The sequence below is a fragment of the Corallococcus sp. AS-1-12 genome (genome assembly GCF_020036995.1).
Taxonomy (GTDB): Bacteria; Myxococcota; Myxococcia; order Myxococcales; family Myxococcaceae; genus Corallococcus.
In genome coordinates, this window is sequence record NZ_JAIQDD010000010.1 from 144,180 (window position 1) to 168,938 (window position 24,759).

The 24,759-nt window shown below is 71.7% G+C and carries 23 protein-coding genes and 2 tRNA genes; 18 read left to right on the plus strand and 7 right to left on the minus strand.

Annotated features, from left to right (window positions below; genetic code table 11):
- Positions 1–14 precede the first annotated feature (14 nt).
- The 6 genes from bacN to K8556_RS18690 all read left to right on the plus strand — a co-directional run bounded on the left by bacN (position 15) and on the right by K8556_RS18690 (position 4,102).
- Positions 15–356 carry a bactofilin BacN gene (bacN, locus tag K8556_RS18665; protein WP_014397642.1) on the plus strand — a complete coding sequence of 114 codons (342 nt, stop codon included), beginning with the start codon at positions 15–17 and terminating at the stop codon, positions 354–356.
- 62 nt (positions 357–418) lie between these two features.
- Positions 419–742: a polymer-forming cytoskeletal protein gene (locus tag K8556_RS18670; RefSeq protein ID WP_120565586.1), complete on the plus strand. Its 324-nt coding sequence runs from the start codon at positions 419–421 to the stop codon at positions 740–742.
- 3 nt (positions 743–745) lie between these two features.
- Positions 746–1,465: a polymer-forming cytoskeletal protein gene (locus K8556_RS18675; protein ID WP_223741418.1), complete on the plus strand. Its 720-nt coding sequence runs from the start codon at positions 746–748 to the stop codon at positions 1,463–1,465.
- 97 nt (positions 1,466–1,562) lie between these two features.
- A complete protein-coding gene (locus K8556_RS18680) occupies positions 1,563–2,897 on the plus strand; it encodes a ParB N-terminal domain-containing protein (RefSeq protein ID WP_223741419.1) in 1,335 nt (444 codons plus the stop codon).
- Between the two features lie 3 nt (positions 2,898–2,900).
- Positions 2,901–3,476, plus strand: coding sequence for an orotate phosphoribosyltransferase (gene pyrE, locus K8556_RS18685; RefSeq protein ID WP_223741420.1), 576 nt, complete (start codon positions 2,901–2,903; stop codon positions 3,474–3,476).
- Entirely contained in the window at positions 3,473–4,102 is a 630-nt protein-coding gene (locus K8556_RS18690) for a hypothetical protein (RefSeq protein ID WP_223741421.1), read from the plus strand. The genes pyrE and K8556_RS18690 overlap by 4 nt, the downstream gene beginning before the upstream one ends.
- Before the next feature lie 25 nt (positions 4,103–4,127).
- Here the strand turns inward: K8556_RS18690 and K8556_RS18695 are convergent, their stop codons facing one another.
- Genes K8556_RS18695 through nadB form a run of 3 tightly spaced genes read right to left on the minus strand, consistent with a single transcriptional unit; the run spans position 4,128 to position 7,090 of the window.
- Positions 4,128–4,730, minus strand: coding sequence for a TIGR00730 family Rossman fold protein (locus K8556_RS18695; protein ID WP_223741422.1), 603 nt, complete (start codon positions 4,728–4,730; stop codon positions 4,128–4,130).
- Between the two features lie 2 nt (positions 4,731–4,732).
- Positions 4,733–5,497 (minus strand): rhomboid family intramembrane serine protease, encoded by a 765-nt coding sequence (locus K8556_RS18700; protein WP_223741423.1) that lies wholly within the window; start codon positions 5,495–5,497, stop codon positions 4,733–4,735.
- 6 nt (positions 5,498–5,503) lie between these two features.
- Positions 5,504–7,090 (minus strand): L-aspartate oxidase, encoded by a 1,587-nt coding sequence (nadB, locus tag K8556_RS18705; RefSeq protein ID WP_223741424.1) that lies wholly within the window; start codon positions 7,088–7,090, stop codon positions 5,504–5,506.
- A gap of 88 nt (positions 7,091–7,178) precedes the next feature.
- Between nadB and K8556_RS18710 the strand changes: the two genes are divergently transcribed.
- From K8556_RS18710 to K8556_RS18765, 12 genes are all read left to right on the plus strand, one after another.
- Positions 7,179–7,868 (plus strand): lytic transglycosylase domain-containing protein, encoded by a 690-nt coding sequence (locus tag K8556_RS18710; protein WP_223741425.1) that lies wholly within the window; start codon positions 7,179–7,181, stop codon positions 7,866–7,868.
- Positions 7,825–9,567 carry a tetratricopeptide repeat protein gene (locus K8556_RS18715; protein ID WP_223741426.1) on the plus strand — a complete coding sequence of 581 codons (1,743 nt, stop codon included), beginning with the start codon at positions 7,825–7,827 and terminating at the stop codon, positions 9,565–9,567. Before K8556_RS18710 ends, K8556_RS18715 begins: the two co-directional genes overlap by 44 nt.
- Before the next feature lie 11 nt (positions 9,568–9,578).
- Positions 9,579–10,268 carry a CDP-diacylglycerol--glycerol-3-phosphate 3-phosphatidyltransferase gene (gene pgsA / locus K8556_RS18720; RefSeq protein WP_223741427.1) on the plus strand — a complete coding sequence of 230 codons (690 nt, stop codon included), beginning with the start codon at positions 9,579–9,581 and terminating at the stop codon, positions 10,266–10,268.
- Between the two features lie 74 nt (positions 10,269–10,342).
- A tRNA-Gly gene (locus tag K8556_RS18725) sits at positions 10,343–10,417 on the plus strand.
- A gap of 30 nt (positions 10,418–10,447) precedes the next feature.
- Positions 10,448–10,522 (plus strand) — tRNA-Gly (locus K8556_RS18730).
- Between the two features lie 154 nt (positions 10,523–10,676).
- Positions 10,677–11,456: an ABC transporter permease gene (locus K8556_RS18735; protein ID WP_223741428.1), complete on the plus strand. Its 780-nt coding sequence runs from the start codon at positions 10,677–10,679 to the stop codon at positions 11,454–11,456.
- The gene (locus K8556_RS18740) at positions 11,453–12,763 is read left to right on the plus strand and encodes an ABC transporter ATP-binding protein (protein ID WP_223741429.1); all 1,311 of its coding nucleotides are present in this window, start codon (positions 11,453–11,455) and stop codon (positions 12,761–12,763) included. Before K8556_RS18735 ends, K8556_RS18740 begins: the two co-directional genes overlap by 4 nt.
- Positions 12,764–12,813: 50 nt before the next feature.
- Positions 12,814–13,611 carry a glycosyltransferase family 2 protein gene (locus K8556_RS18745; protein ID WP_223741430.1) on the plus strand — a complete coding sequence of 266 codons (798 nt, stop codon included), beginning with the start codon at positions 12,814–12,816 and terminating at the stop codon, positions 13,609–13,611.
- Positions 13,608–15,029 (plus strand): glycosyltransferase family A protein, encoded by a 1,422-nt coding sequence (locus tag K8556_RS18750; protein WP_223741431.1) that lies wholly within the window; start codon positions 13,608–13,610, stop codon positions 15,027–15,029. Before K8556_RS18745 ends, K8556_RS18750 begins: the two co-directional genes overlap by 4 nt.
- A 250-nt stretch (positions 15,030–15,279) precedes the next feature.
- The gene (locus tag K8556_RS18755; RefSeq protein ID WP_223741432.1) at positions 15,280–17,301 is read left to right on the plus strand and encodes a glycosyltransferase; all 2,022 of its coding nucleotides are present in this window, start codon (positions 15,280–15,282) and stop codon (positions 17,299–17,301) included.
- A 151-nt stretch (positions 17,302–17,452) separates the two neighbouring features.
- A complete protein-coding gene (locus K8556_RS18760; RefSeq protein ID WP_223741433.1) occupies positions 17,453–21,064 on the plus strand; it encodes a class I SAM-dependent methyltransferase in 3,612 nt (1,203 codons plus the stop codon).
- Positions 21,065–21,081: 17 nt separating this feature from the next.
- A complete protein-coding gene (locus tag K8556_RS18765; protein WP_223741434.1) occupies positions 21,082–21,954 on the plus strand; it encodes a class I SAM-dependent methyltransferase in 873 nt (290 codons plus the stop codon).
- A 4-nt stretch (positions 21,955–21,958) separates the two neighbouring features.
- On the opposite strand, the gene K8556_RS18770 is transcribed toward K8556_RS18765, so the two are convergent.
- The 4 genes from K8556_RS18770 to K8556_RS18785 are packed head-to-tail and all read right to left on the minus strand — an operon-like array spanning position 21,959 to position 24,757.
- On the minus strand, positions 21,959–23,356 hold the full coding sequence (locus K8556_RS18770) for a DUF2142 domain-containing protein (protein ID WP_223741435.1): 1,398 nt from the start codon (positions 23,354–23,356) through the stop codon (positions 21,959–21,961).
- A gap of 28 nt (positions 23,357–23,384) precedes the next feature.
- On the minus strand, positions 23,385–23,801 hold the full coding sequence (locus K8556_RS18775; RefSeq protein WP_223741436.1) for a DUF2304 domain-containing protein: 417 nt from the start codon (positions 23,799–23,801) through the stop codon (positions 23,385–23,387).
- The gene (locus tag K8556_RS18780; protein WP_223741437.1) at positions 23,801–24,499 is read right to left on the minus strand and encodes a glycosyltransferase family 2 protein; all 699 of its coding nucleotides are present in this window, start codon (positions 24,497–24,499) and stop codon (positions 23,801–23,803) included. The genes K8556_RS18775 and K8556_RS18780 overlap by 1 nt, the downstream gene beginning before the upstream one ends.
- Before the next feature lie 60 nt (positions 24,500–24,559).
- Entirely contained in the window at positions 24,560–24,757 is a 198-nt protein-coding gene (locus K8556_RS18785; RefSeq protein ID WP_223741438.1) for a hypothetical protein, read from the minus strand.
- Between the last annotated feature and the right edge of the window lie 2 nt (positions 24,758–24,759).

Genomic DNA, 24,759 nt, shown 5'->3' on the forward strand with positions numbered 1-24,759 from the left:
GCGAGGATCACCTCATGGCACAGGGTGAAACGGGCATCATTGGCAAGGGCATCGTCATCAGGGGCAACCTCACGGGCGGAGGGGACCTGGTCATCGAGGGGCGCGTGGAGGGGCAGATCGCCCTGAAGAACCACCTCACCATCGAGGGCACCGGCAAGGTGCAAGCGGACATCCGCGCCGAGGAACTGACCATCAACGGCGAGGCGAGCGGCAACATCGACGCCTCCACGCGCGTGGCCATCAACGCCTCGGCGAAGGTCGCGGGCGACATCAAGGCCCCGCGGGTCATCATCGAGGACGGCGCCGTGTTCAACGGCTCCATCGAGATGGACGTGAAGTTGCCGGACGACATCTAGCATCCACCGGGGACCGACCCACGGCCCCCCATGCGCACAGCTTCGAGAAGGCGGACACACTCATGGCGAATACGATCATTGGCTCGAGCATCGTCATCGACGGAGAGATTTCCGGTGACGAGGACCTGGTCATCCAGGGCACCGTGAAGGGGAAGATCTCCCTCAAGGAGAGCCTCTACGTGGAGGGCTCCGGCGTCGTCGAGGCGGACATCGAGACGCAGAACGTGGAGATCGCCGGCCGCGTGACGGGCAACATCGCCGCCAGCGACAAGGTGGAGCTGAAGACGGACTGCCGCGTGGTGGGCGACATCAAGGCCCCGCGCATCCTCATCGCCGACGGTGCCTCCTTCAAGGGCAACGTCGACATGGACATGAAGGAGCGCTGATCCGTGGCGACCGCGAAGGATCTTGCAGGCAACGCCGTCGACAACACCGTGGTGGGGCCCTCCATCCTCATCAGCGGTCGGCTCACGGGTGACGAGGACCTCACGGTCCGCGGGCGCGTCGAGGGTGAGCTCACCCTCAGCCGCACCCTCATCGTGGAGCCGTCCGGCGTGGTGAAGGCCAACGTGGCGGTGAAGAACGCCATCGTCAGCGGCGTGGTGGTGGGCAACATCAACGCCACGGAGAGCGTGGAGCTCACCCGCGAGGGCCGCATGGTGGGCGACATCCGCGCCCCCCGCGTCATCATCGTGGACGGGGCCAGCTTCCGCGGCCGCGTGGACATGGGCGACGTGGAACCGGGCCGGCTGCCGTCCGAGCGCCCCGCCGTGGCCCGCCCCCAGGCGGTGACGCGCCCCACGGTGCGTCCGGGCGCCACCCCGCCGCGTCCTCCGACGCCGCCGGCAGCCCCGCCGCGCGCCGCTCCGACGCCGCCGCCCCCGCCTCCCGCGCGCACGCAGCCCGCGACGACGGCGCCGGCCACCGTCGTGGCCCGTCCGTCGGCCAAGCCGCTGCCGCCGCCCCCGCCGCCCGCCGCCACCACGACCCGGGCGCCGGAGCCTCCGCGTCCGGCCGCCACTGAGCAGGCGAGCAGTGCTGGCGCGCCCGTTCCCCGCGTGATGGGTGCTGGCGCGAAGAAGAAGGTCGTGGTGAAGAAGTCCCGTTAGAGCCCGCCCGCCGCGCCGTCGTTTCCGGCGGCGCGGGGGTGGAACAACCGGGGGTGCCACCATGGACGCCGAGCACAGGGCCGAGGGACAGGAAGGGATGCCGGGCACACCTGGAGAGAACGCGACGCCGTCCCAGCAGGAGGGCGCGGCCGACGCGTCCGCGCCGAAGCATGGCGAGGGCGCGAGTGGAGACGTGACGCCGGAAGGGGCCGCCCGGGCCGAAGCGGCTGGGGCCCAGACCGGCCTGCCGGCGGAAGGTGGGCAGGTGACCGGAGCCAGCGGTGAGGGCAACGCGGCCCCGCACGGCACCGACGCCAGCGCCTCCGCCCACGGCACCGACGCGAGCGAGGGCATCGCCTCCGCCCACGGAGCCGGCACGAGCGCGGCCGGTGGCGAGGGCAACGGATTGGATTCCAGCGAGGCACGCGACGCTGGCGCGGGGACGGATTCCAGCGCGGCCGGTGGTCAGGGTGCGCCGTCTTCGACCGGAGCGGACGCGGCGGGGCAGGGCGAGGGCACCCGTGCGGACGCGGAGGCCTCCGCGGGCCCCGGCCGCTACGTGGAGCTGTCCTCGGGCGAGAGCGTCCAGGACGCCTCCGGCACGGGCAGCGACGGTGGCGGCGAGGCGAAGGACGTGCTGGCGGAGCCGCGCTCCGGTCTGGTGTCGGGCGCGGACGACGCGCTCTTGGGCGCCGGCATCTGGGACGTGGCGAGCCGGGCGAGCCAGGAGGACGCGGGCTCCGGCGAGGGGACGGAACAGGGAGCCAACGACGGCGCGGCGACTTCGGAAGGGGAGCCCCACGCGCAGGCCATCGAGCCGCGCGTGATGGGACAGGTGACGGCGATGGTGCTGCCGCTGGAGCGACTGGAGGAGGACACGACCTTCCGCCTGCGGGACGAGGGCGACGTGTCCGAGCTGGCCACGGACCTGGCGCGTCTGGGCCAACTGTTCCCGGTGGACGTGCGCCCGCGGGGCGAGGACCGCTACCAGCTCATCTGCGGCTTCCGGCGCGTGGCGGCGCTGCGCTTCCTCAAGCGCGACCAGGTCCAGGTGCGCGTGCACGAGGAGCTGTCCGACGAGGACGCGCTCCTGCTGTCCCTGGCGGAGGCCATCCACGCCTCGCCGGTGGAGCACGACGTGCTGGAGGCCAAGCGCGAGTCGCTGGAGGCCGAAGGCCGGCTGACGGCGCCGGTGCGCGACATGCTGGAGAAGGCGCTCGCCACCGAGGAGACGCTGGCTCCGGAGGGCGTCGAGGAGGAGATCGACGCGGACGAGCTGGCGGTGGACGTCGCGCAGCGCATGGGCGCCCTCAACCAGGACCTGTCGCTGCTCGCGGACGTGTTCGCGGCGCTGGACGAATCGCGCAAGGCGGAGCTGCTGATGCAGTTGCGCTACTCGGCGCAGTTGGTGGCGTACCTGGAGGGTCTGTAGGCCATGGCGGAAACGCTCGAACGTGACCGCGCCCGGCTGCTGGAGGTGCTCACCCAGCGCTCCTTCGAGCGCCGGCGCGTGGTGCTCTCCTCCGGCAAGGAGTCGGACTTCTACATCGACTGCAAGCGCACGGCGCTGCTCGCCGAGGGCCACTACCTCATCGGCCGGCTGCTGCTGGAGGCCATCCGGCGCGACGCTCCGTCGGCGGTGGCCGCGGGTGGGCTGACGCTGGGCGCGGATCCGCTCGCGTCGGCGGTGAGCCTCACCAGCTTCCTGGAGGGCGGCGGCCAGAAGCCCCTGCACGCGTTCATCGTGCGCAAGGAGCCCAAGGGCCACGGCACCGGCCAGTGGATTGAAGGCCTGTCCGCGCTGGGCCCTGGCGCCCCGGTGGCCATCGTGGAGGACGTCGTCACGACGGGCGCGTCCACGCTCAAGGCCATCGAGCGCGCGAAGCTGGAGGGCCTGACGGTGCTGGGCGCCTTCGCGCTGGTGGACCGGCTGGAGGGCGGACGCGAGGCCGTGGAGTCCGCCGGCCACCGGCTCACCACGCTGTTCACGCGCAAGGACTTCATCCCGTGAGAAGGCTGCTGGTGGCCGCGGTGCTGCTGGGCGCGCTGGGCGGCTGCTCCACCGCGCCCCCCGTCGTCGGTGAGCCCGCGCCCACGCTGGATGATCCGAAGCAGGAGTCGGCCTACCTCGCGGTGCTGGACAGGTACTCGGACCGCAAGGAGATCTACGACGGCTTTGACACGCGCGTCTTCGCGGGGACCACGTTCCAGACCCCCGCCTTCCGCGAGGCCCGCGTCCACCGCCGCGCCATCTTCCAGACGCTGCCCGCCGCGAAGGTGGAGCAGCTCCTGGAGGAAGAACAGGCCGACGCGGCGAAGTTCCACGAGTTCTTCCTGGCGGTGCACGTCAACGACTACCGCTACGACGACTTCGCCCACCGCAACAGCATCTGGCGGATCGCGCTGGTGACGCCCGCGGGCGAAATCACGCCCATGGAGATCCGCCGCCTGGGCCGGGCGGACCTCAACGTGCGCGCCTACTACCCCTACGCCAGCCTCTTCTGGGTGGGCTACCGCGTGCGCTTCCCGAAGACCTTCGCCAACGGCCAGCCCGTCATCCCCGAGGGCACGGAGCAGGTGATGCTCCGCGTCGCCTCGTCGCTGGGCAACGCGGCGCTGAAGGTCCACGCGCGCTGAGCCCGAGGAGCCCGGCCGCGGGCCCTCAGGTCTGCTGGCCGTCCTTCAGCCACTTCGACGTGAGCGGCATGGTCGGCCCCGCGAGCAGGCGGTCCAGGAGCGCGTCCGGCGAGGCGTTCACCGCGAAAGGGGTGCCCTGCGTCTCCGGGACGAAGCCCGCCTCCACCATCTGCTTCGCCATCGCGAGCAGCGGCTGGAAGAAGCCGTCCACGTCCAACAGGCCCATGGGCTTGCGGTGCAGGCCCAACTGCGCCCAGGTGATGATCTCGAAGAGCTCATCCAGCGTGCCGAAGCCGCCGGGCAGGGCGACGAAGGCGTCCGAGCGCTCGGCCATCAGCGCCTTGCGCGCGTGCATGGAGTCCACCCGGTGCAGCTCCGTCAGCCGCGGGTGGGCCAGCTCCTTCGCGTCCATGAAGTGGGGCAGCACGCCCACGGCCTTGCCGCCGTTGGCGATGACCGCGTCCGCCACCGCGCCCATCAACCCCACGCTGGCGCCGCCGTAGACGAGCGTCAGGCCCCGCTTCGCCAGCGCGGCGCCCATCCTGGACGCGGCCTCGCGGTACTCGGCGCGCACGCCGGAGCGCGAGCCACAGAAGACGCAGACGCTGCGCACGGGGGTCTCAGCCATCGTCAAAGGCCTCCAAGGCGCCCGGGATGGGCGGCGACCACGGCCAGCGCCGCGGCGATGAACAGCAGGACGGGGATGGCGCGAGCGAAGAACTTCGGGCCCTGGCGCAGCGCCATGCCGCACGGCAGGCCGAAGACGAAGCCGCCCAGGTGCCCCGCCCAGCTCACGCCGGGCAGCAGGCTGATGACCGCCACCTGCAACAGCCAGAACATGTGCTCCTTGCGGCCCTGCTGGGTGAGGATGGGCAGCATCGCGCCGCCCCAGCCGAGGATCATCCCGGACGCGCCCACCGTCACGGTGTCGAAGTTGAAGAAGAGCGCGAACGCGGAGCCGCCCAGCGCCGTGACGAGCGACAGCCCCAGGAACCTCAGGCTCCCGATGCCGCGCTCCAGCGACGCGCCCAGCGAATACACCGCGAGCATGTTGAAGAGCAGGTGCATGGGGCCGCCGTGCTCGAACACCGTGCCCAGCAGGCGCCAGTACTCGCCCGCCTGGACCCACGGCCCGTAGAGCGCCAGCGGCCCCACGATGCCGTAGTTCGTCCCGCCGATGACCAGCGGGCGGCCCAGGGACTGGCTGACGAAGAACATCCCCACCGCGCCCGCGATGATGGCGTAGCAGACGTAGGGCGTGGGCAGCACGCGCCGCGGCTGCGGCGGACCCGGCGGCGGACCGTTGCCGTCACCGGGGCGCGGCGCGCCGTCCTGCGTGTCTCCCAGCCCGGAGGGGCCGGGGAGGTCATCCAGCATGTTGCGGGGACGGGACATGGGTGCTCACAGCTCCCGGGAGAGGACGGTGTCGCGCGTGCCCTGGTGCTCGTCCGTGTGGGGGTAGTCCAGGGTGTAGTGCAGGCCCCGGCTCTCCTTGCGGCGGCTGGCGCAGTCCACGATGAGGTGCGCCACCTCCGCGATGTTGCGCAGCTCGATGACGTCGCGGGTGACCTTGAAGCGCCAGTAGTAGTCGCGGATCTCCTCGCGCAGGAGCTCCAGCCGGCGCCTGGCGCGCATCAGCCGCTTGTCCGTGCGGACGATGCCCACGTAGTTCCACATCAGCCGGCGGATCTCATCCCAGTTGTGGGTGACGACCACGCTCTCGTCGGAGTCCACCGCGCTGCCGGAGTCCCAGGCCGGCGGGTCCTCCTTCGGCAGCGTCAGCGACGCCAGCTCCTCGGACGCCACCTGCACCGCGCGGTGGCCGAAGACGAGGCCCTCCAGCAGCGAGTTGGACGCGAGCCGGTTGGCGCCGTGCAGGCCCGTGCAGGACACCTCTCCAATGGCGTAGAGGCCCGGGATGTTGGTGCGCCCGTGCAGGTCCGTCACCACGCCGCCGCACTGGTAGTGGGCCGCGGGCACCACGGGGATGGGCTGCACGGCCATGTCGATGTTGAAGGCCTTGCAGGTGGCGTAGATGTTCGGGAAGCGCTCGGTGAGGTACGCGCGGCCCAGGTGCGTCATGTCCAGGTAGACGCAGTCGTTGCCCGTGCGCTTGAGCTCCGCGTCGATGGCGCGCGCCACCACGTCGCGCGGGGCCAGGTCCTTCATGGGGTGGTAGCGGTCCATGAACGTCTGGCCGCCCTTGAGCCGCAGCTTGCCGCCCTCGCCGCGCAGCGCCTCGCTGATGAGGAAGCTCTTGGCCTCCGGGTGGAAGAGGCACGTGGGGTGGAACTGGTAGAACTCCATGTTCGCCACGCGCGCGCCCGCGCGGTACGCCATGGCCACGCCGTCGCCCGTCGCGACGTCCGGGTTGGACGTGTAGAGGTACACCTTGCCCGCGCCGCCCGTGGCCAGCACCGTCACCTTGGAGAGGAAGCGCTCGATGGAGCCGTCCTCCATCAGCGCGTACGCGCCCAGGCACCGGCTGCCGGCCGGCATGTGCGGACGCCGGTCCAGGATGAGGTCGATGGCGGCCGTGTTCTGGAAGAAGGTGATGTGGGGCTGCTCGTCGCACGCGGCCAGCAGCGCGCGCTGCACCTCGCGGCCGGTGATGTCGCCCGCGTGGATGATCCGGCGGGCGGAGTGGCCCCCCTCGCGCGTGAGGTCGAACTCGCCGCCGCGCTGATCGAACGCCGCGCCCAGCGCCACCAGTTCCTTGAGGCGCGCGGGGCCCTCCCGCACCGTCACCTCCACCGCGTCGCGGTGGCACAGGCCCGCGCCCGCGACGAGCGTGTCGTCGATGTGCGCGTCGAAGGTGTCCGTGGGGGACAGCACACCGGCGATGCCCCCCTGGGCGTAGGCGGTGTTGCCTTCACCGCGCTCGCGCTTGGTGAGCACGGCGACCGTGCCGTGCCGGGCCGCCTGCAGGGCGAACGACAGTCCGGCCACGCCGCCGCCCATGACCAGGAAATCAAACCGATGGGGCATGGCCAACAGGCTTAATGGCGGTAAGTGCTGGAAACAAGGCGTTTTCTTGAGGACTTTCCGGGCGTTGTCTAAGGTTTCGCCCGCCGCCATGCGTGTCCTGCCCGCCCTCGTCGTCCTGCTGACCTGTGCCCTCCCGGCCGCCGCCGCGGACGGCATCTACAGCTACGTGGAGAAGGACGGCACCATCGTCTACACGAACGTGCCGCCTGGAGGCGCGCGCAAGGCCCGCAAGCTGTCCGGGACCTTCACGCCCGCGCCGGCCAAGTCCGCGCCCGTGCGGGGCCGCTCGCGGACGCCCGCGGAGCTGGATCCGCACATCACCAACGCGGCGCTGCGCTACCGCATCCCGCCCGCGCTGGTGCGCGCCATCATGCACACGGAGAGCAACTTCAACCCGAACGCGCTCAGCCACAAGGGCGCCAGCGGGCTGATGCAGCTCATGCCGGGCACCGCGTCGGAGATGTACGTGAAGGACATCTTCGACTCGAAGGACAACATCGAGGGCGGCGTGCGCTACCTGCGCGTGCTGGCCAACATGTTCGACGGCGACATGGTGAAGATGGTCGCCGCGTACAACGCTGGCCCGGACGCGGTGAAGAAGTACGGAGGCCAGGTGCCGCCGTACGCCGAGACGCAGGAATACGTGCGCAAGGTCCTCCAGCTCTACCAACACTACAAGGAGCGCGAGCGGCTCGCCCAGGCCGAGGCCAGCAGCCGTGAGCCCACACCCGAGAATGACGACGCGCACGAAGGGGACGAAGCCGCCGGGCCCCGCTGACGAGGAGTTCCTGCAGCAGCTCCAACGCGGGAGCGAGCTGCTGGGCGCCGGCAAGGTCACCGAAGCGAAGGACTTCCTGGAGCGTGCGCACCAGCTCCAGCCGCGCCACGAGAAGGCCCAGAACCTCCTGGGCCTGACGTATTTCAAGCTGGGCCTCTTCGACCGCGCCGCCGACCTGTACGAGATGCTCGTGCGGGACAACCCGGTGGACCCCACGCTGCGGGTCAACCTGGGGCTCGTCTACCTGAAGACGAACGCGCTCCAGCGCGCGGCGCGCGAGTTCGAGACCGCCACCGACCTGGCGCCGGACCACAAGAAGGCCCACAACTACCTGGGCCTGACCTTCGCCCAGATGGGCGAGTACGGCCGCGCGCGCGAGCACTTCCTCCTGTCCGGCAGCGACGCCATGGCGGAGAAGATGTCGCGCGCCATCGCGGGCGAGGTCTACAGCCGTCCGCCCGCGGCCCCCGCGCCGGCCCGCCCGCGCGAGGAGGAGGACGAGACCGCCGTCGTCGTCGCGCCGCCCGCGCCCACGCCGGCTTCCGGTGAGAGCGACTGGGGGGCCCAGTTCGGTCTGGATGAGACGCCCCGCGCTCCTCGCGCCGCCGCGCCGCCCCAGGCCGCCGCGAAGGCACCGGAGGACGACCTGCTCTTCGCGGAGGACGAAGGCCCGCCGGCCCCCACGGATGACCACGCGTTCAGCTTGCCCGCCGCGACGCAGGTCCAGGAGGACGAGGACCCCAGCCTCGCCGCTGGCGCGAGCACCTTCGAGGAGGACGCGGAGCTCGCCGCCACCACGGACGCGGACACCTCCGGGGCCGACGTCGAGGTCGCCGACGAGCTGCCCCCCACGCCGGTGTCGGAGGAGATTGAAGTCTCCGAGGAGCCGCCCGTCCTCGCGTCCGACCTGGAGTCGGGCCCCGGCGACGCCTTCGCGGAGACCTTCGCCACGCTGGCCACGAGCGAGCCGCCCCCCACGACCCGGCCCGCCGGGTCGATTCAGGAGCCCCGGTCCTCCGAGCGGCCTCCCGCGCCTGACGCCGGCACGGGCGCGAACCCGCCCGTGCTCACCGCGTGGGTGCCCTCGGTGGCGCTGCCGGGCGCGGCGCCGGGCCAGCCCTTCACCCAGGGCGCGTCCGCCATGGCGCTCTCGGTGGAGGGCGAGCTGCTCACGCGCCTGGAGGGGCTGATCGCCGTGCGCGGCCAGGTCACCTTCGAGCCGGAGATGAAGCGCTTCCGGGGCCGGGCCACGGACAAGCCCTTTGGCGAGGGCGACCAGGCCATGGTGCGCGCCCGGGGGCAGGGGACGCTGCACCTGGAGCCCGTGTCCGGGCGCCAGTGGGTGGCGGTCTCCCTGGACGACGAGTCCGTCTACCTGCGCGACGCGTGCGTCTTCGCCTTCGAGGAGCCCGTCGTCTTCGAGAACGGCCGCGTGCCGTCGGACCTGGCACAGGACCTGGACCTGGTGCACCTGCGCGGGCAGGGGCGGGTGCTGCTCAGCCTGACGGGCCCGCTGCGCTCGGTGCCGGTGGCCATGGACCAGCCGGTGACGGTGCCCCTCACGCACCTGGTGGGCTGGGTGGGCAACCTCACGCCCCGCGTGGTGCCGCTCGTGACGACCGCTGGCGGGGAGACACTGAAGGCGGCGGTGGAGCTGGGCGGTGAAGGATTTGCCCTCATCGCACTCGGGGTCCGGTAGAACGCGCGCCCATGGCCACCGAGCGAGCCCTCAGGAAGCAGCGCAAGCGCGAGGAGCGGGCCCGCCGCCGCGCGTCCCGCCGTCCCAGCATCCTGGTGCAGGAGTTCTGGAACCTGCCCAACATGCTGACGCTGGGGCGCATCCTCCTCATCCCGGTGTTCGTCTGGCTCACCTACGACGCGGACCCCCTGCACTCGCTGCTGGCCGCGCTGGTGTTCGCCGTGGCCGCCATCACCGACGTCATCGACGGCTACCTGGCCCGCCGCTGGAACCTCATCACCGTGGTGGGCAAGTTCATGGATCCGCTGGCGGACAAGCTCATCGCCATGGCCGCCCTGGTGATGATGGTGCGCCTGGGCCGCATCGCCGCCTGGGTCGTCATCGTGCTGCTGGCCCGCGAGTTCATCGTCACCGGCCTGCGCACCATCGCCGCCAGCGAGGGCATGGTCATCGCCGCGGGGCAGGAGGGGAAGTGGAAGACGTCCCTCCAACTGGTGGGGATCATCTCCCTGTGCGTCCACTACGTGCACCCGCTGGACATGGGCTTCCGCGTCGTCACCGTGGACTACAACCAGGTGGGCAAGGTGCTGGTCTACCTGTCCGGCGCGTTCTCCGTGTGGAGCGCCGTCGTCTACTTCCGGGCGTTCCTCGGCATGCTCGCCCGGCGAGGCGGGGCGGATCCGGATGCGAAAAGTGTTTGACGTGCCTGGGAGGCCTCTGTATATCCCGCCCCACTTCCGGGGCGGCACTGACCGGGCAGCACGCGGTACCTGATGCGGGAATAGCTCAGCGGTAGAGCATCGCCTTGCCAAGGCGAGGGTCGAGGGTTCAAATCCCTTTTCCCGCTCCAATCGAAGCACGCAGCACCGCAGTACCTGATGCGGGAATAGCTCAGCGGTAGAGCATCGCCTTGCCAAGGCGAGGGTCGAGGGTTCAAATCCCTTTTCCCGCTCCAATCGAAGGCCCTCTGGGAAACCAGGGGGCCTTTTTCTTTTCCCAGCCGGCCTCCTGGCGGCGCGCGAGGCCTGCCGGCCAGACGGGCTTTCGCGTGGATGGCTGGAGTCCCATGCCTGACACCTTCCGGGGGCATGAGGTATGGATGGCGCCGCATGCTTCGCAACCTCCGTGAGCTCTACCAGTACCGGGGCCTCCTGCTCAGCCTGACCCAGCGGGAACTGAAGGCCCGGTACCGGAACTCGGTGCTCGGCTTCTTCTGGACGTTCCTCAACCCGATGCTGCAGATGGGCGTCTACTCGCTGCTCTTCACCGTCTACATGCGGCAGAAGATCCCCGGGTACACGTTCTTCGTCTTCGTGGGGCTGCTGCCGTGGATCTGGTTCTCCACGTCCCTGGGGACGGGGGCCAGCGCCATCAGCGACCGGCGCGACCTGCTCACCAAGGTGCGCTTCCCCGCGCAGGTGCTCCCGGCCACGGTGGTGGTGACCAACCTGTGCAACTACGTGCTGTCCCTGCCGCTGATGGTGGCGCTGGGGCTCTTGCTGGGCTACGTGCCCAGTTGGCACGTGGTGGCGTTCCCGGTGGTGCTGCTCACCCAGCTCTGCATGACGGTGGCGCTGGTCTACATCGTGTCCGCGCTCAACGTGACGTTCCGGGACCTGCAGCAGATCATCGCCAACCTGCTGACGATGTGGTTCTTCGTCACGCCGGTGTTCTACCGGGTGGACTCGCTGCCGGAGGCGGTGCGGGCGCCCGTGGTGCTGCTCAACCCCATGGCGGTGATGGTGACGTCCTACCAGGCCATCTTCTACGAACATCAACTGCCGCAGCCCGGCCCGCTCCTGATGTGGATGGGCATCTCCCTGGCGCTGCTGTGGATCGCGGCGGGCATCTTCGAGCGCCGCCGCGAGGACTTCGCGGAGTTCATATGACCAGCGCCATCGCGTCTCCGGACGCCATCGTGCTCCGCAACGTGGTGAAGCGCTTCCGGAAGAGCACCATCCGGCGCGAGTACACCACCATCAAGTCGGAGCTCATCCGCTTCCTGCGAGGCCAGCGCGACACGGACGGCAAGTCCATGATCGAAGCGCTCCGGGGCATCGACCTGGTGGTGCCCCGCGGCAAGACGGTGGGCATCATCGGGCGCAACGGCTCCGGCAAGAGCACGCTGCTCAAGCTCATCTCCGGCATCTACACGCCGACCACGGGCACCATCGACATCAACGGGCGCATCAGCGCGCTGTTGGACCTGGGCGCGGGCTTCCACCCGGACTTCTCCGGCCGGGAGAACATCCTCATCAACGGCATCATCCTGGGGATGTCGCGCGCGGAGGTGAAGGCGCGCATGGAGGAGATCATCGCCTTCAGCGAGCTGGGCGACTTCATCGACGAGCCGGTGCGCACCTACTCCAGCGGCATGTACATGCGCCTGGCGTTCTCCGTGGCCACGCACGTGGACCCGGACATCCTCATCATCGACGAGATCCTCGCCGTCGGTGACGAGCACTTCGGCAAGAAGAGCCTGGCGAAGATGACGGAGTTCAAGCGGGCCGGGAAGACCATCGTCATCGTCACCCACGACCTGGGGACGCTGGAGCGCTGGTGCGACCTGGGCGCGTGGATCGACGCCGGGCGCATCCGCGAGTTCGGCCCGCCCGCGGACGTCATCCGCAGCTACCGCCGCGCGGTGGAGCTGGCGGAGGAGCGCGGCATGTCCATGGAGGCGCCCGCGCTGGCGTCGGACGGCGGCGCGCTGCCCTCGCTGGCGGCGCCCCAGGCCGAACCGTCCCCGCTCACCCTGGAGGCGGTGACGCTGAAGGGCCGGGACGGCGGGGCGGTGGAGTGCGTGGACACCGAGGACGGCCTGGAGCTGAGCGTCGCGTACACCGCGAATGCGCCCGCGCCGGAGCTGGGCCTGGGGCTGGAGCTCCTCCGGGCGGACGGGGTGCTGGTGCACGCCACGGACACGTTCGCGGAGGAGGTGCCCTTCTGCGCGGCGGCGGCAGGCAGCGGGACGGTGCGCTTCGTGGTGGACCGGCTGGGCCTCACCGCGGGGCGCTACGCGTTCACGGTGGTGGTGCGCGACCGGGCGGGGCAGGTGCGGGAGAAGCGCGAGGCGGCGTGCGCCTTCGAGGTGCGCTCCGGCGTGCGGGACGGCGGGGTGACGCGGCCTCCACACCGGTGGATTGTCGAGGGCGCCGCGGCTCGCGTGGCGCCGGTGCGAGACGTCGGCTCGTGAGCGGCCCTGCTTCGGCGAACGGGGGGGGGCCGGGCATCTGGCTGGGCATCGTGCTTTACCGGAACCCGGAGCGGGAGCTGGAGCGACTGTGGGAGTCGCTCCGGTGGAACCGCGAGGTCCCGGGTGCGCCCGCGTTCCGGGTCGTCTGGCTGGACAACTCGCCGGACGACACGCTGCGCGCGCGGGTTGCGCGGCTGGACGCGGACGCGGACTACCGGCACGCGGGCGGCAACCTGGGCTTCGGGGCCGCGCACAACCGGCTGATGGCGGAGGCCTTCGGCTCGGGCGGGGCGCGGTACTACGTCTGCGTGAACCCGGACGGGCTGCTGCATCCGGACTGCGTGCGGGAGCTGGCCCGTGAGGCGGATCAGCGCGCGGACACGGGGCTGGTGGAGGCGCGGCTGTTCCCGGACGAGCACCCCAAGCCGTACCACCCGGCGACGGGCGAGACGCCCTGGTGCAGCGGCTGCGTGCTGCTGGTGACGAAGCGGCTGCACGCGCGGGTGGGGGGCTTCGACGAGCGCTTCTTCATGTACTGCGAGGACGTGGACCTGTCGTGGCGCGCGAGGGCCTCCGGGCTGTCCATCCGGGTGGCGCCCGCCGCGCTGGTGCACCACTACACCGTCACCCGCGAGGAGAGCCCGGTGCGCGAGCGGATGGTCCGCCGCAGCGCGGCCCTGCTCGGGGCGAAGTACGGGGACGCGGCGTTCATGAACGCCCGCCTGCGGGAGTACGCGCAATTGGGCGGCGAGCCGTTCCCGACGCCGGACGTCCTCAAGCCCGGTCGGAAGCTCGCGGGCATCGCGGACTTCAGGCACCACCTGGAGTTCGCCCGGAGGCGCTGGTGAACGCTCTATCCGAGGAGGCCTCCCCGTCCGCCGCGACCGAGCGGTGGATGGAGTGGGTGCGGTCGCGTGCGCGCGCGGGCGCGGTGGTGAGCCTGGTGGGCGCGTCGCCCGCGCTGGCGGAGGCCCTGCGGGCCCGGGGCCTCTCCGTGCGGGCGCTGCCGGGGCCGGAGTGGAAGCGGGGCAAGGGGCCCGCGCCGTCGCTGGTGGTGCTGGAGGGCGACGCGGTCGAGCGGGTGCTGGAGGAGGGGCTGGAGGCGCTGCGGCGCGAGGCGCCGGGGGCGGAGCTGGTGTTCGGCCTGCGCAACGCGGGCTCGGCGCGGGCGTTGATGGGCGCGCTGACGGGCGAGGCGCCGGTGCGCGCGGGGCTCTCCGAGCAGCGGATGTTGCGGCGGCTGGCCGAGGCGGGCTACCGCGTGGCGCACCGCGAGGTGGTGCCGTGCGCGTCCGGAGGCACGGCGCTGGCGGAGGACACCGCGCAGGCGCTGCGGGCGGTGCTGGCCCAGGTGTCGCCGTCCACGCAGGTGGAGGAGGGGCTCTACGTCGCGGTGCCGGACGAGCCCGTGCGCGCGCTGGTGGCGGGGCTGCTCAGCGTCGTCGTCACGGTGGATCCGGGGGCGCGGGACGCGGCGCTCGACGAGGCGCTCTTCGCGCTGGCCTGTCAGGAGCAGCAGCCGTTGGAGTTGCTGCTCGCGGCGCCCGAGGGCGTGGACCTGTCCGCGGCGGAGGCGGCGCTGGAGCGCTACGGCAGGTTGGGGTCGTTCCAGGCGCGCGTCGTGCGTGCGTCCTCGGGGGCCCTGTACGCGGAGGCCGTGCGCGAGGCGCGGGGACAGTACCTGTCATTCGTGGACGCGCGGTGCCTGGTGTATCCGCGTCACTACGTGGAGCTGGTGCGCGCGCTCCAGACGGGCCGCGAGGCCTGGGCGGTGGCGCGGGCGTTCCGCACCGAGTGGGCGTCCAGTGAGGGAACTCCGCCCTACGTGCGCGCGAAGGTGCCATTCCCGCTGGGTGAGCGGCTGGAGGTGGAGCACCTGGTGCAGCATCCGGAGCTCGTCCACGCGATGGTGATCGACCGGGGTCGCATCGGTCCCTTCGCGGTGGCGACGGAGTCGGGGCTCGGGGAGCTGCCCGCGCGGCTGGGGGCGTTGTTTCCGCCGGTGTTCCTGGGCGGCATCGCCTCATGCGAGGTGCGAGGGCCGCGCGAACCGCCGGCGGCCGCGATGGCTCCGGGGACCTGGTTGCTGCGCCCCCTGGATGCATGGGTGGAAGCCGTGGCGCGGATCCGCGACGAGACGCTCCAGGCCCGGGAGTTCCGCCACCGGATGGTGGACGCGCTGAACGCGCGAGTCCACGGCATCCCCTGGGTTCACAGCACGCTCAAGACCCTGGCGAACCGGCTCAAGTCCGGCAACGAGCGCTGAGACGATGGGCACCGCCGACAGCGAGGGCCCACGTAACCCGCGAGGGACGTCAGGAGTCGGGGGCGCGGAGATGGGCCCGGCCAATCCTAAGGCATCCTCTGCTTCGTCCGGAGCTGCCGGTGGCCGGGCGGGTCCGCCGCACGATGTCTTCGTCGAGGTGCTGGGCTTCGACGTGCCTCGGTCGCACCGCGCGCGCTGGGGCCCGATCATCACCGCCGCCAAACGCTGGGGGACACGGGGGCTTTCTCCCTTGCAGCGGTGGGTGCTGGACCGCCAACTGCGCTTTGACCTGCGGCTGAGAGCGTTGATCCGGGCGCCGGACCACACGCTTCCGGAGCGAGCCCGTGAGGAACTGTCGCGACTCGCGGATCCGCGTCCCGGGGGCGCGGTGGGCCGGTGGCTTCCCTCCGTGCCGGGGCTGGAGGCGCAGCGGGCCTGGAACCTCGCGGTCGTGGCCCTGCTCTCCAATGCCGGGTGGCCCCTTCGGACCGAGGGCGCCGCCGAGGCGCTGGACGCACTGGAAGCCCGCTGCGACGTGCTGTCTCAAGAGGCCCGAGCCGTGGGCCTTCCCCTGTGGCGCGAGCTGTGGCGCCGGCAGGTCGCCTTCAATCACGCGACCGTGCGCCTGTTGCGGCACCTCCTTGGCGCGGCCCGTCCGGTCGTGCTGTTGCCCGCGCCGGAGTCGTACACGCGCGAGGCCCTGGCGCAGGAGGCTCGCGAGGTCCGCGACGCGACCGCCGCGCTGACCCGGCTGGCGCACCGGCCTCGGATCAGCCTCGTCACGCCTGCCTGGGAGACGCCGGTGGACGTCCTCCGCGCGTGCGTCGCGTCCGTGCGCGCTCAGGTGTATCCGCACTGGGAGCTGTGCATCGTGGACGACGGCTCGCGCTCGGCGGCGGTCGCGGACGTGCTGCGTGAGGCCGCTGCCGGCGACGCGCGGATCCGCTTCGAGCGGCTGGAGTCGAACCAGGGCATCGCCCGCGCCACCAACGCGGCGCTGGCACTGGCCACCGGCGAGTACGTGGGCTTCCTTGACCATGACGACCTGCTGGCGCCGCACGCGCTGGCCGAGGTCGCGCTGCGGCTCGGGGAGACTCCGGACGCGGATGTCGTCTACTCGGACGAGGACAAGGTGGACGCGCGGGGGCTGCGCTTCGCGCCCTACCTGAAGCCCGCGCTGTCCCCGGAGCTGCTGCGCGCGGTGAACTACGTGTGCCACTTCCTCGTGGTGCGCGCATCACTGCTGCGCGAGGTGGGAGGCATCCGCCCGGGCTTCGAGGGCGCGCAGGACCATGACCTGCTCCTGCGCCTGATGGAGCGCACTCCGCGCTTCGACCACATCCCCCGCGTGCTCTACCACTGGCGGACGCTGCCCGGCTCCACGGCCACGGACGCCAGCGCGAAGCCCGCGGCCTCCGAAGCGGGCCGCAGGGCCGTGGCGGAGCACCTGGCGCGCATGGGGGAGGGCGGCTCGGCGGAGACGGTCGCGCCAGGGCTGTACCGCATCCGCCACCCGCTCGTGGGCCGCCCCCGGGTGTCCGTGCTGCTCTCGGAATCACCCACCGACTCCGAGCTCGCGGCGCTCCTCGCCTTCACGGACGACCTGGACGTGGAGGTCCGCGTCCCTGCTTCGTCTCCCGGCGCCGCCTCCACCAGCAACGTCATCCCCGTCGAAGTGGACGCGGCCTTGAGCCCGGGCGCCGTGGCGAACCGGCTGCTGCGCGAGGCCCGGGGCGAGCTCATCCTCGTCCTGGAGGCCGGCACGCTCCCGACCGGAGCGGGGTGGCTGAGGGAGCTCGCGTCACAGGCCTCGCGCCCCGGCGTCGGCGTGGTGGGCGCGCGCATCGTCTCTCCCGGAGGACAGGTGCTGGAGGCCGGCCTGCGCTTCGACGCCGAGGGCCGGGTGCTGCGCCCCTTCGCAGGGCTGTTCGATCCCACGCTCGGCGCGTTCGGCGGCTCGCATTGGCCCCGGGACGTGCGCGCCGTCTCCAGCGCCTGCGCGATGATCCGCCGCGAGGTCCTGGAGTCACTCGGTGGTTGGGACGCGGCCTTCACGTCCGACGAGGCCCGGGGCGTGGACCTGTGCCTGCGCGCGGGCGAAGCCGGGCTGCGTGTCCTCTACGCACCCCATGCGCGCCTCGTGCGCACCCGTGCGCGGGAGGGCGCACCTGCGGCTTCCCACGATGCCGACCGGCTCCGTGAAGCGTGGGTTCGCGCGGGACGGACCGACCCCACAGGGCATCCGCGGCTCGGCTTCGTCCAGACACCGTAGAAAAGAACAGCGAGCGCGCTTCCCTCCATGAGGAGCGGGCGGCCTGCCAGCCTTGACGCTCTCAGGGGGGGATGACATGGAGGACATCCGCCAAGGAGAGGGGGGGCGTGCCTTGCCTGCCGCGAGGGTCTGCCTTCCGGACGCCACGAACATGCATCCACAGCTCAATCCCCTGGAACATCCCCTCTGCCTCACGCAGCCCCTGCGCCTGCTGGAGTCCTCCGCCTGGGTGGAGCACGTCCCGTTCGCGATGTTCCTGGTGGACCTGCTGCGTCCCGCGACGCTGGTGGAGCTGGGGACGCACACCGGCGTGTCCTACTCCGCGTTCTGCCAGGCGGTGGACGCGCTGAAGCTGGAGACGCGCTGCCACGCGGTGGACACCTGGCAGGGTGACCCGCACGCGGGCTTCTACGGGCCGGACGTCCTCGCGGACCTGCGCGCGCACCACGACCCGCTCTACAGCCGGTTCTCCCAACTGCACCCGATGACCTTCGACCAGGCCCTGGGCCAGTTCGAGGACGGCTCCATCGACCTGCTCCACATCGACGGCTGCCACGAGTACGCGCAGGTGAAGGCGGACTTCGAGCGCTGGCGCCCCAAGCTGAGCGCGCGCGGCGTCGTCCTCTTCCACGACACCCACGTGCACGAGCGCGACTTCGGCGTCTGGCGGCTGTGGGAGGAGCTGCGGGGCCAGCATCCCTCCTTCGAGTTCGAGCACGGCTTCGGTCTGGGCGTGCTCGCGGTGGGCCCGGAGCAGCCGGAGGGGCTGTTGGCCCTGACGAGCACCCGGGACGCGGAGCGCGAACACGTGCGGCAGGCCTTCGCCACGCTCGGCGGGCGCCTGACGCTCCTGCTGCACCGGCAGCACCTGCGCGACGCCTACGGCCAGAAGGAGCAGCAGGCCGCGGACCACGCGCGTCAGGCGCAGCAGCTCCAGGCGGAGCTGGACGCCGCCCGCGAGGCGGCGCGCGACACCGCGAGCACCCTTCGCGAGTTCGAAGGCCGGCTCGCGCGGATGGGCCTGGCCCAGCGGATGCTCCAGGAGGAGCTGGGCCGCAAGAACGCCCGCATCTACGAACTGGACGCGCACGTGGCGACCCAGGGCTCGCAGTTGGCGCACATCAACGGCAGCCTCGCCTGGAAGGCCATCAACCGCTACTGGGCCATGCGCGAGCGCGTGCTGCCCCCCGGCACGAAGCGCGGCCACCTCTACCAGAAGAGCAAGGGCACGCTGCACAAGGTGGGCGCGAAGCTGATCAAGCTGCCCGCGAAGAAGGGCGCCCTCCAGGCCCTGCGCGCCGCGAAGGCCGCCCTCACGCCGGCCGCCCCCGTCCCCCCCACCGCCGCCTTGGTCGAGGCCCCGAGCGCGCCGCCCGCGCGCCCGGCGCCGTGGACCGCGCCGCTCACGCACGTCTCCCAGGCCAGCCTGGGCCGGCGCATCCTGATCATCGCGGAGCTGTCGCTGCCCCAGTGCAAGCGCTACCGCGTGGATCAGAAGGTCGCCATGTTCCACCGGCTCGGGTACGACGTCACCGTCCTGCGCTGGAACGACCACGAGGAGTGCAAGGCCGCGCTCCAGTTCCACGGCCTGGTCATCTACTACCGGGTGCCCGCCTTCCCCGGCGTGGAGGAGCTGCTGGCGGAGACCCGGCGCCTGGGCCTCCCGCACTTCTTCGACGTCGACGACCTCATCTTCGACGTGGAGGAGTACCAGCGGAACACCAACGTGCAGCGGCTGCCCGCGAACGAGCGCGAGCTGCTGCTCAACGGCGCGAAGCTCTACCGCAAGGCGCTCAGCCTGTGTGAGCACGCCATCGCCAGCACGCCCACCATCGCGGAGCAGATGTCCCGCGTCATCTCCGGCAAGGTCTACGTCGTCGAGAACTGCCTGGACGACGGCATCCTGGAGCTGGCCCGGGAGATGGAAGCGCGCCCGCCCGCGGTGGACCCGGACACGGTCACCATCGGCTACGGCAGCGGAACGCGCACGCACGACGCGGACTTCACCATCGCCTCCGACGCCATCCTCGCGGTGATGGAGCGCCATCCGAACGTGCGCCTGGCCATCCACGGCTTCCTGGAGCTGCCGGAGGGCTTCTCGCGCTTCTCCGACCGCGTCTTCCGCATTCCGTTCCTGGACGCGGACGACTACCTGCGCGCGCTCGCGTCCTGGCAGATCTCCATCGCGCCGCTGGAGCAGACGGTCTTCAACGACGCCAAGAGCAACATCAAGTTCATCGAGGCGTCCATCTTCCGCGTGCCCGCGGTGTGCTCCGGCTCCGGGCCGTTCCGGGAGATCATCGACCACGGCCGCAACGGCTTCATCGCCACCACCCGTGAGGAGTGGGAGTCCGCGCTCTCCGCGCTGGTGCAGGACGCGTCGCTGCGCAAGCGCATGGGCGAGGAGGCGCACCGCAGCGTGCTGTCGCGCTACCACCCGGCGGTCGTGGCCACGGAGCGGCTGCAGCCCATCCTCCAGCACCTGCCGCCCGCGCCGCCGCCGCGCCTGAAGGTCCTGGAGGCCAACATCCTCTTCGCGCCCCTGAGCTTCGGCGGGGCGACCGTCGTCACGGAGCAACTGGCGCACCAGTTGAAGGCGGAGGGCTGCGACGTCACCGTGTTCACCGGCATCATGAACTCGCCGCTGCCCGCCTATTCGGTGGTGCGCTACGAGGCGCTGGGCCTGCCGGTCATCGCCACCCAGGTGCCGTCCCTCACCGACCGCGCCCAGGAGTACCAGAACCCGCGCATGGGGGAGACCTTCACCCAGGTGCTCAAGGCCGTGCGCCCGGACGTGGTGCACTTCCACTCCATCCAGCTCCTGAGCTCCGCGCTCGCCACGGCGTGCGCCGCGGAGGGCATCCCGTACACCATCACCGTGCATGACGCGTGGTGGCTGTGCGAGCGCCAGTTCATGGTCCGCGAGGACTCCACGTACTGCGGCCAGAAGGGCATCGACCTGCGCGTGTGCACCAAGTGCGTGCCGGACTCGCGCTACACCTTCAAGCGCACGTTCGCCCTGCGCAAGGTGCTGGACGGCGCGGCCCTGCTGCTGGCGCCCAGCGAGTTCCAGCGCCAGCTCTACATCGCCAACGGCGTCGCGCCGGAGCGCATCGTCGTGAACAAGAACGGCGTGCTGCTGCCCGGCCGCGCGCGCGCCCCGCGCCCCGCGAACGCCCCCGTCCGCTTCGCCTACCTGGGCGGCCGCGCGGGGCACAAGGGGTACTTCTGGCTCAAGGACATCCTGGAGTCGGTGCCGGAGTCCGGCTGGGTCCTGAAGATGACCGACATCCAGTTGCGCATGGGGTCGGCCTCCATCGACGCGAAGGAATGGAAGGTGAAGGGCCAGGTGGAGGTGGTGCCTCCGTATGATCAGGACGGGATGGACGCCTTCTTCGACGGAGTGGACGTGCTGCTGATGCCCTCGCAGTGCAAGGAGAGCTTCGGGCTGACCGTGCGCGAGGCCATGGCCCGGAACGTGTGGGTGGTCACCACGGCGTCGGGCGGCGTCAGCGAGGACATCGTGGAGGGCGTCAACGGCAACGTCGTGGACATGTCGGACGCCGACGGCTTCCGCCGCGTGCTGCGCGACCTGGTGGCCCACCCGGAGCGCATCGCGCGCGACCCGAACGCCCAGCGCACCCCGGTGCGCGACTACGAGACCCAGGCCCGGGAGCTCCACTCGCTCCTGTCCGGCCTGGTGAATCCTCCCGCCCGGAGCACGCCCCGCCAGGACGCCAGCGCCGCGGTGCCCCACCGTTGAACCCCCGGAGACGCTCCATGCCCTTGTCCCAGCTCAAGGCCCTGATTCCTCCCGCGATCAAGACCGCCGTGCGCGCACAGCTCCAGACGGGGCTGCTGCGCACGGAGAACCAGTTGGCATCGCTCCGGTCTCGCTGGTCGCCGCCGGCCCCCGTGGAGCCGTCACCGCCGGTCGTCGAGGCGCCGCCACCGCCGGCCCCCGCGCTTCCGCCCATCACCCGGGAGCTCATCGCGGCCCAGTACCTGCGCGGCGAGGGCCTGGAGATCGGAGCCCTGTCCAATCCCACGAAGGTGCCCGCCGGGGTCCGGGTCCGCTATGTGGACGTGGCGCCCATCGACGTGCTGCGCGCCCGCTTCCCGGAGGTGGCCGACCGCATCGTCACGCCGGACATCGTGGACAACGGCGAGGAGCTGGGCACGGTGGCGCCGGACTCCCAGGACTTCGTCATCGCCAACCACGTCCTGGAGCACTGCGAAGACCCCATTGGCACGCTGAAGAACTTCCTCCGGGTCCTGCGCCCCGGAGGCATCCTCTTCATGGCCATCCCGGACAAGCGCTTCACCTTCGACCTGCCCCGGGAGCTCACCTCCGCGGCGCACGTCGTGGAGGACCACCTGAAGGGGCCGGAGGTCTCCCGGCGCGCCCACTACGACGAGTGGCTGCGCCTCATCGACCGGAAGGAGGGCGAGGAGCTGGCCCGCCTGACGGAGGACTTCCTCCAGAACCGCACGAACATCCACTTCCACGTGTGGACCTTCAACGAGATGTCCGAGCTGTTCTCCGCGGCCCGCAACCAGTTGGGCCTGCCCTTCGACGTCAAGCTGGCCTTCCTGGATCCGCCGTGTCTGGAGGTGGTGTGGGTCCTGGAAGCGACGAAGCCCCGGTCCTGAGCGCCTACGCCGGGCCGTAGTAGCGCTGGTACACGGTGGTGAGCGTCACCACCGTGGTGAGCAGGATGAAGCCGGCGATGAGCACCGGCTTGAGGCGCGTCAGCGCGCGCGGTGCCCAGGTGGGCGGGGCCAGCGCCACCACCAGCAGCGGCGTGTAGGGCAACAGGTAGCGGCCCTGCACCCCGTCCACGTGGTTCGCGCCCGGCGCCGTCCACGCCAGGTACAGCATGGCCTGGATGGCCAGCACGCCCGCCACCGCCACCCCCAGGGCCACCGCGCGCTCGCGCCAGCCCACCTTCGGCGCGGCCCCGTCGGCGTCCAGCACCATCACCCCCAGGAGCAACGCGGCCAGCCCGAGGAGCGCGGGGCGGGGCACCGGCGTGTCCAGCCAGCCCAGCACGCCGCCGCCCTGGTGCAGGAAGTCCGGCAGCCGCGTCCAGAAGTCGCTCACCAGCACGCCCAGCACCTGGAAGGGGTGCGCGCGCACGTGGGCCACCTGCGCCACCACCTCGCTGGGGCGGAAGATGTCCCGCACCGTGGCGGACCACGCGAACTGGAGCAGCGCGGGCACGGCGACGATGGCGGCCAGCGCCAGGGCATAGCGGCCGCGCGTTCCCAGCCGGGTGAGCGGCAGCAGCAGGAACACCAGCGTCAGCGGCAGGTAGGCCTGCTTGCACAGCGCCACGAACACCGCGCTCGCCAGCAGCAGGCCCAGTTGCTTCGCGCCCAGCGGCCCCGGGTGCGCGAAGGTGAAATGCAGCGACAGCGCCACCAGCAGCAGGCACGCCGACATCGTGATGGGGTCCGCGGACACGGACGCGCGCTGGAAGAGCACCATGGGCGTGAGCGCCAGCAGCGCGAAGGCCCACCGCTGGAAGGGCATCAGGCGCAGCGCCACCGCGGTGAGCACCAGCGCCACCAGCACGTTGCCCAGCCGGCCCGCCCACAGCACCACCACCGGGGGCGCCTCCAGGATCCGCGCGGGCGCCATGCCCAGCGACTGCGGGAAGTAGACCAGCGGGAAGTAGATGGCGGACGCGGCGAAGCGCCACTCCTGGGTGTCCTGGGGCGCCAGCGCCGCGTGCATCGCGTCGCGCAGGCGCTGCCGGTCCTGGCGCGCCGCGGGGTTGCCGCCCACGCCCTCGGACACCTCCTGCGCCACCCGCACGATGCTGCGCGGGAGCTGCCCGCCCGCGTCACCCACCGGGATGCGCGTGGCCGTGAGCTGCCCCTCGGAGACCTGGTACGCGCGGTAGAAGTGCGCCGGCTCGTCCGCCACCTGGAACGGCGGGGTGAGGAAGCTCAACACCGCGCCCAGCACCGCGGCCACGACGAGGAAGGCCACGACGGGCGCGATGAAGAACGGACGCAGCGGGGACGGGGACGGGGCAGACGGAAGCATGGAGGACGGGAGGGGGCCCGGTGGGCCCTCAGGCGGCGTGCGGGTCGCGCCGGGCTGCGGCGGCGGGGGGGACGGCTTCGGGACGGGGCTGCGCGCGCGCGGCGCGCTCGGCCTCCGCGGAGGTGAGCAGGGCGACCTCCTGGGCCAGCCGCTTGAGCTGCTGGCGCTGATCCGCCACCTGGAGGCTCAGCCGGTACACCAGCCACATGAGGCACGACAGGGCGATGAAGAAGAGGGCGGACGGGGCGTAGTAGATGCCCATGGCCGCCGCCAGCGCGTCGATGCCGTGGCGCCACAGCGACAGGCCCGCGATGGCCGCCGCCACCAGCAGCCACGCGAAGGTGTGCCGCTCGCTGGTGCGCCGGCCCCGGGCCGACCACAGGACGCTGAAGGCGAAGACGGCCGCGAAGGCCACGCCGATGAGGCTGGAGCGAAGCATGGGCATCAGACGGGACGGACCCGCTCCATGAGCAGGGCGAAGGACACCTTCGCCATGTAGAAGGCCGACTTCCACGGCGTCAGCGAGCTGGTGCCGGTGAGGCGCGGCCGCATGCGCACCGGCACCTCCGCGATGGCGAAGCCCTGGCGCGCCGCCATCAGCACGCTCTCCGGCTCCGGGTAGTCATGCGGGTGGACGCGCGCGAAGAAGCGGATCGCCTGCGGACCGAAGCCCCGGAAGCCGGAGGTGGGGTCGGTGATGCGGTGGCGGCTCAGCGTGGACAGGAGGCCCGCCAGGAACCGGTTGCCGAAGCGGCGCAGCCGCGTGGAGCGGAAGCTGGTGACGCCCGCGAAGCGGCTGCCGATGACCAGCTCCACGCCCGACTGGAGCGCCTCGCGCAGCGCGGGCACGGACGCCGGGTCATGCTGGCCGTCGCCGTCCATGCGGATGACGTGGTCGTACCCGTTGCGGGACGCGAACAGCAGGCCGCTGGCCTCGCCCGCGGCGACGCCCAGGTTGAAGGGATGGCTGAGCACCCGCGCCCCGCAGTCCCGCGCGCGCTGCGCCGTGGCGTCGCGCGAGCCGTCGTCCACCACGAGCACGTCGAACTCCGGCAGCGCCTCGCGCAGCTCCGCCACCGTCGAGCCGATGCACTCCTCTTCGTTGAAGGCCAGCAACACGATGAGGCCCCGTCGGGTGTCCATTCAGCCCCCTCCTGCGTCTTCCGGGCCTTCTACCGTTACCCGGCACGCGCGAACAACCCGCTACGCTCGGTTCTCCACCACTCGCTCGACGAAGATACCCGCGTCCTCCAACCTCAGGCCCCGGGCCAGCGCTCCCAGCCCCTGGCCCGCCAGGGAGACGAGCGGCCGGGGGAGCCTGCGCAGGGCGCGCGCCCGGTCCGCCAGGCTGTCGGCCTCGAAGTCCAGGCCCCCGAAGGTGTCCCTGACGCTTCCGCGCACCC

Excerpts from the sequence above, each read along its gene's own strand:
- bacN (WP_014397642.1), top strand. The coding sequence starts at position 15 with ATGGCACAGGGTGAAACGGGCATCATTGGCAAGGGCATCGTCATCAGG.
- K8556_RS18670 (WP_120565586.1), top strand. The coding sequence starts at position 419 with ATGGCGAATACGATCATTGGCTCGAGCATCGTCATCGACGGAGAGATT.
- K8556_RS18680 (WP_223741419.1), top strand. The coding sequence starts at position 1,563 with ATGCCGGGCACACCTGGAGAGAACGCGACGCCGTCCCAGCAGGAGGGC.
- pyrE (WP_223741420.1), top strand. The coding sequence starts at position 2,901 with ATGGCGGAAACGCTCGAACGTGACCGCGCCCGGCTGCTGGAGGTGCTC.
- K8556_RS18695 (WP_223741422.1), bottom strand. The coding sequence starts at position 4,730 with ATGGCTGAGACCCCCGTGCGCAGCGTCTGCGTCTTCTGTGGCTCGCGC.
- K8556_RS18700 (WP_223741423.1), bottom strand. The coding sequence starts at position 5,497 with ATGTCCCGTCCCCGCAACATGCTGGATGACCTCCCCGGCCCCTCCGGG.
- nadB (WP_223741424.1), bottom strand. The coding sequence starts at position 7,090 with ATGCCCCATCGGTTTGATTTCCTGGTCATGGGCGGCGGCGTGGCCGGA.
- K8556_RS18710 (WP_223741425.1), top strand. The coding sequence starts at position 7,179 with ATGCGTGTCCTGCCCGCCCTCGTCGTCCTGCTGACCTGTGCCCTCCCG.
- K8556_RS18715 (WP_223741426.1), top strand. The coding sequence starts at position 7,825 with ATGACGACGCGCACGAAGGGGACGAAGCCGCCGGGCCCCGCTGACGAG.
- pgsA (WP_223741427.1), top strand. The coding sequence starts at position 9,579 with ATGGCCACCGAGCGAGCCCTCAGGAAGCAGCGCAAGCGCGAGGAGCGG.
- K8556_RS18735 (WP_223741428.1), top strand. The coding sequence starts at position 10,677 with ATGCTTCGCAACCTCCGTGAGCTCTACCAGTACCGGGGCCTCCTGCTC.
- K8556_RS18740 (WP_223741429.1), top strand. The coding sequence starts at position 11,453 with ATGACCAGCGCCATCGCGTCTCCGGACGCCATCGTGCTCCGCAACGTG.
- K8556_RS18760 (WP_223741433.1), top strand. The coding sequence starts at position 17,453 with ATGCATCCACAGCTCAATCCCCTGGAACATCCCCTCTGCCTCACGCAG.
- K8556_RS18765 (WP_223741434.1), top strand. The coding sequence starts at position 21,082 with ATGCCCTTGTCCCAGCTCAAGGCCCTGATTCCTCCCGCGATCAAGACC.
- K8556_RS18770 (WP_223741435.1), bottom strand. The coding sequence starts at position 23,356 with ATGCTTCCGTCTGCCCCGTCCCCGTCCCCGCTGCGTCCGTTCTTCATC.
- K8556_RS18775 (WP_223741436.1), bottom strand. The coding sequence starts at position 23,801 with ATGCCCATGCTTCGCTCCAGCCTCATCGGCGTGGCCTTCGCGGCCGTC.
- K8556_RS18780 (WP_223741437.1), bottom strand. The coding sequence starts at position 24,499 with ATGGACACCCGACGGGGCCTCATCGTGTTGCTGGCCTTCAACGAAGAG.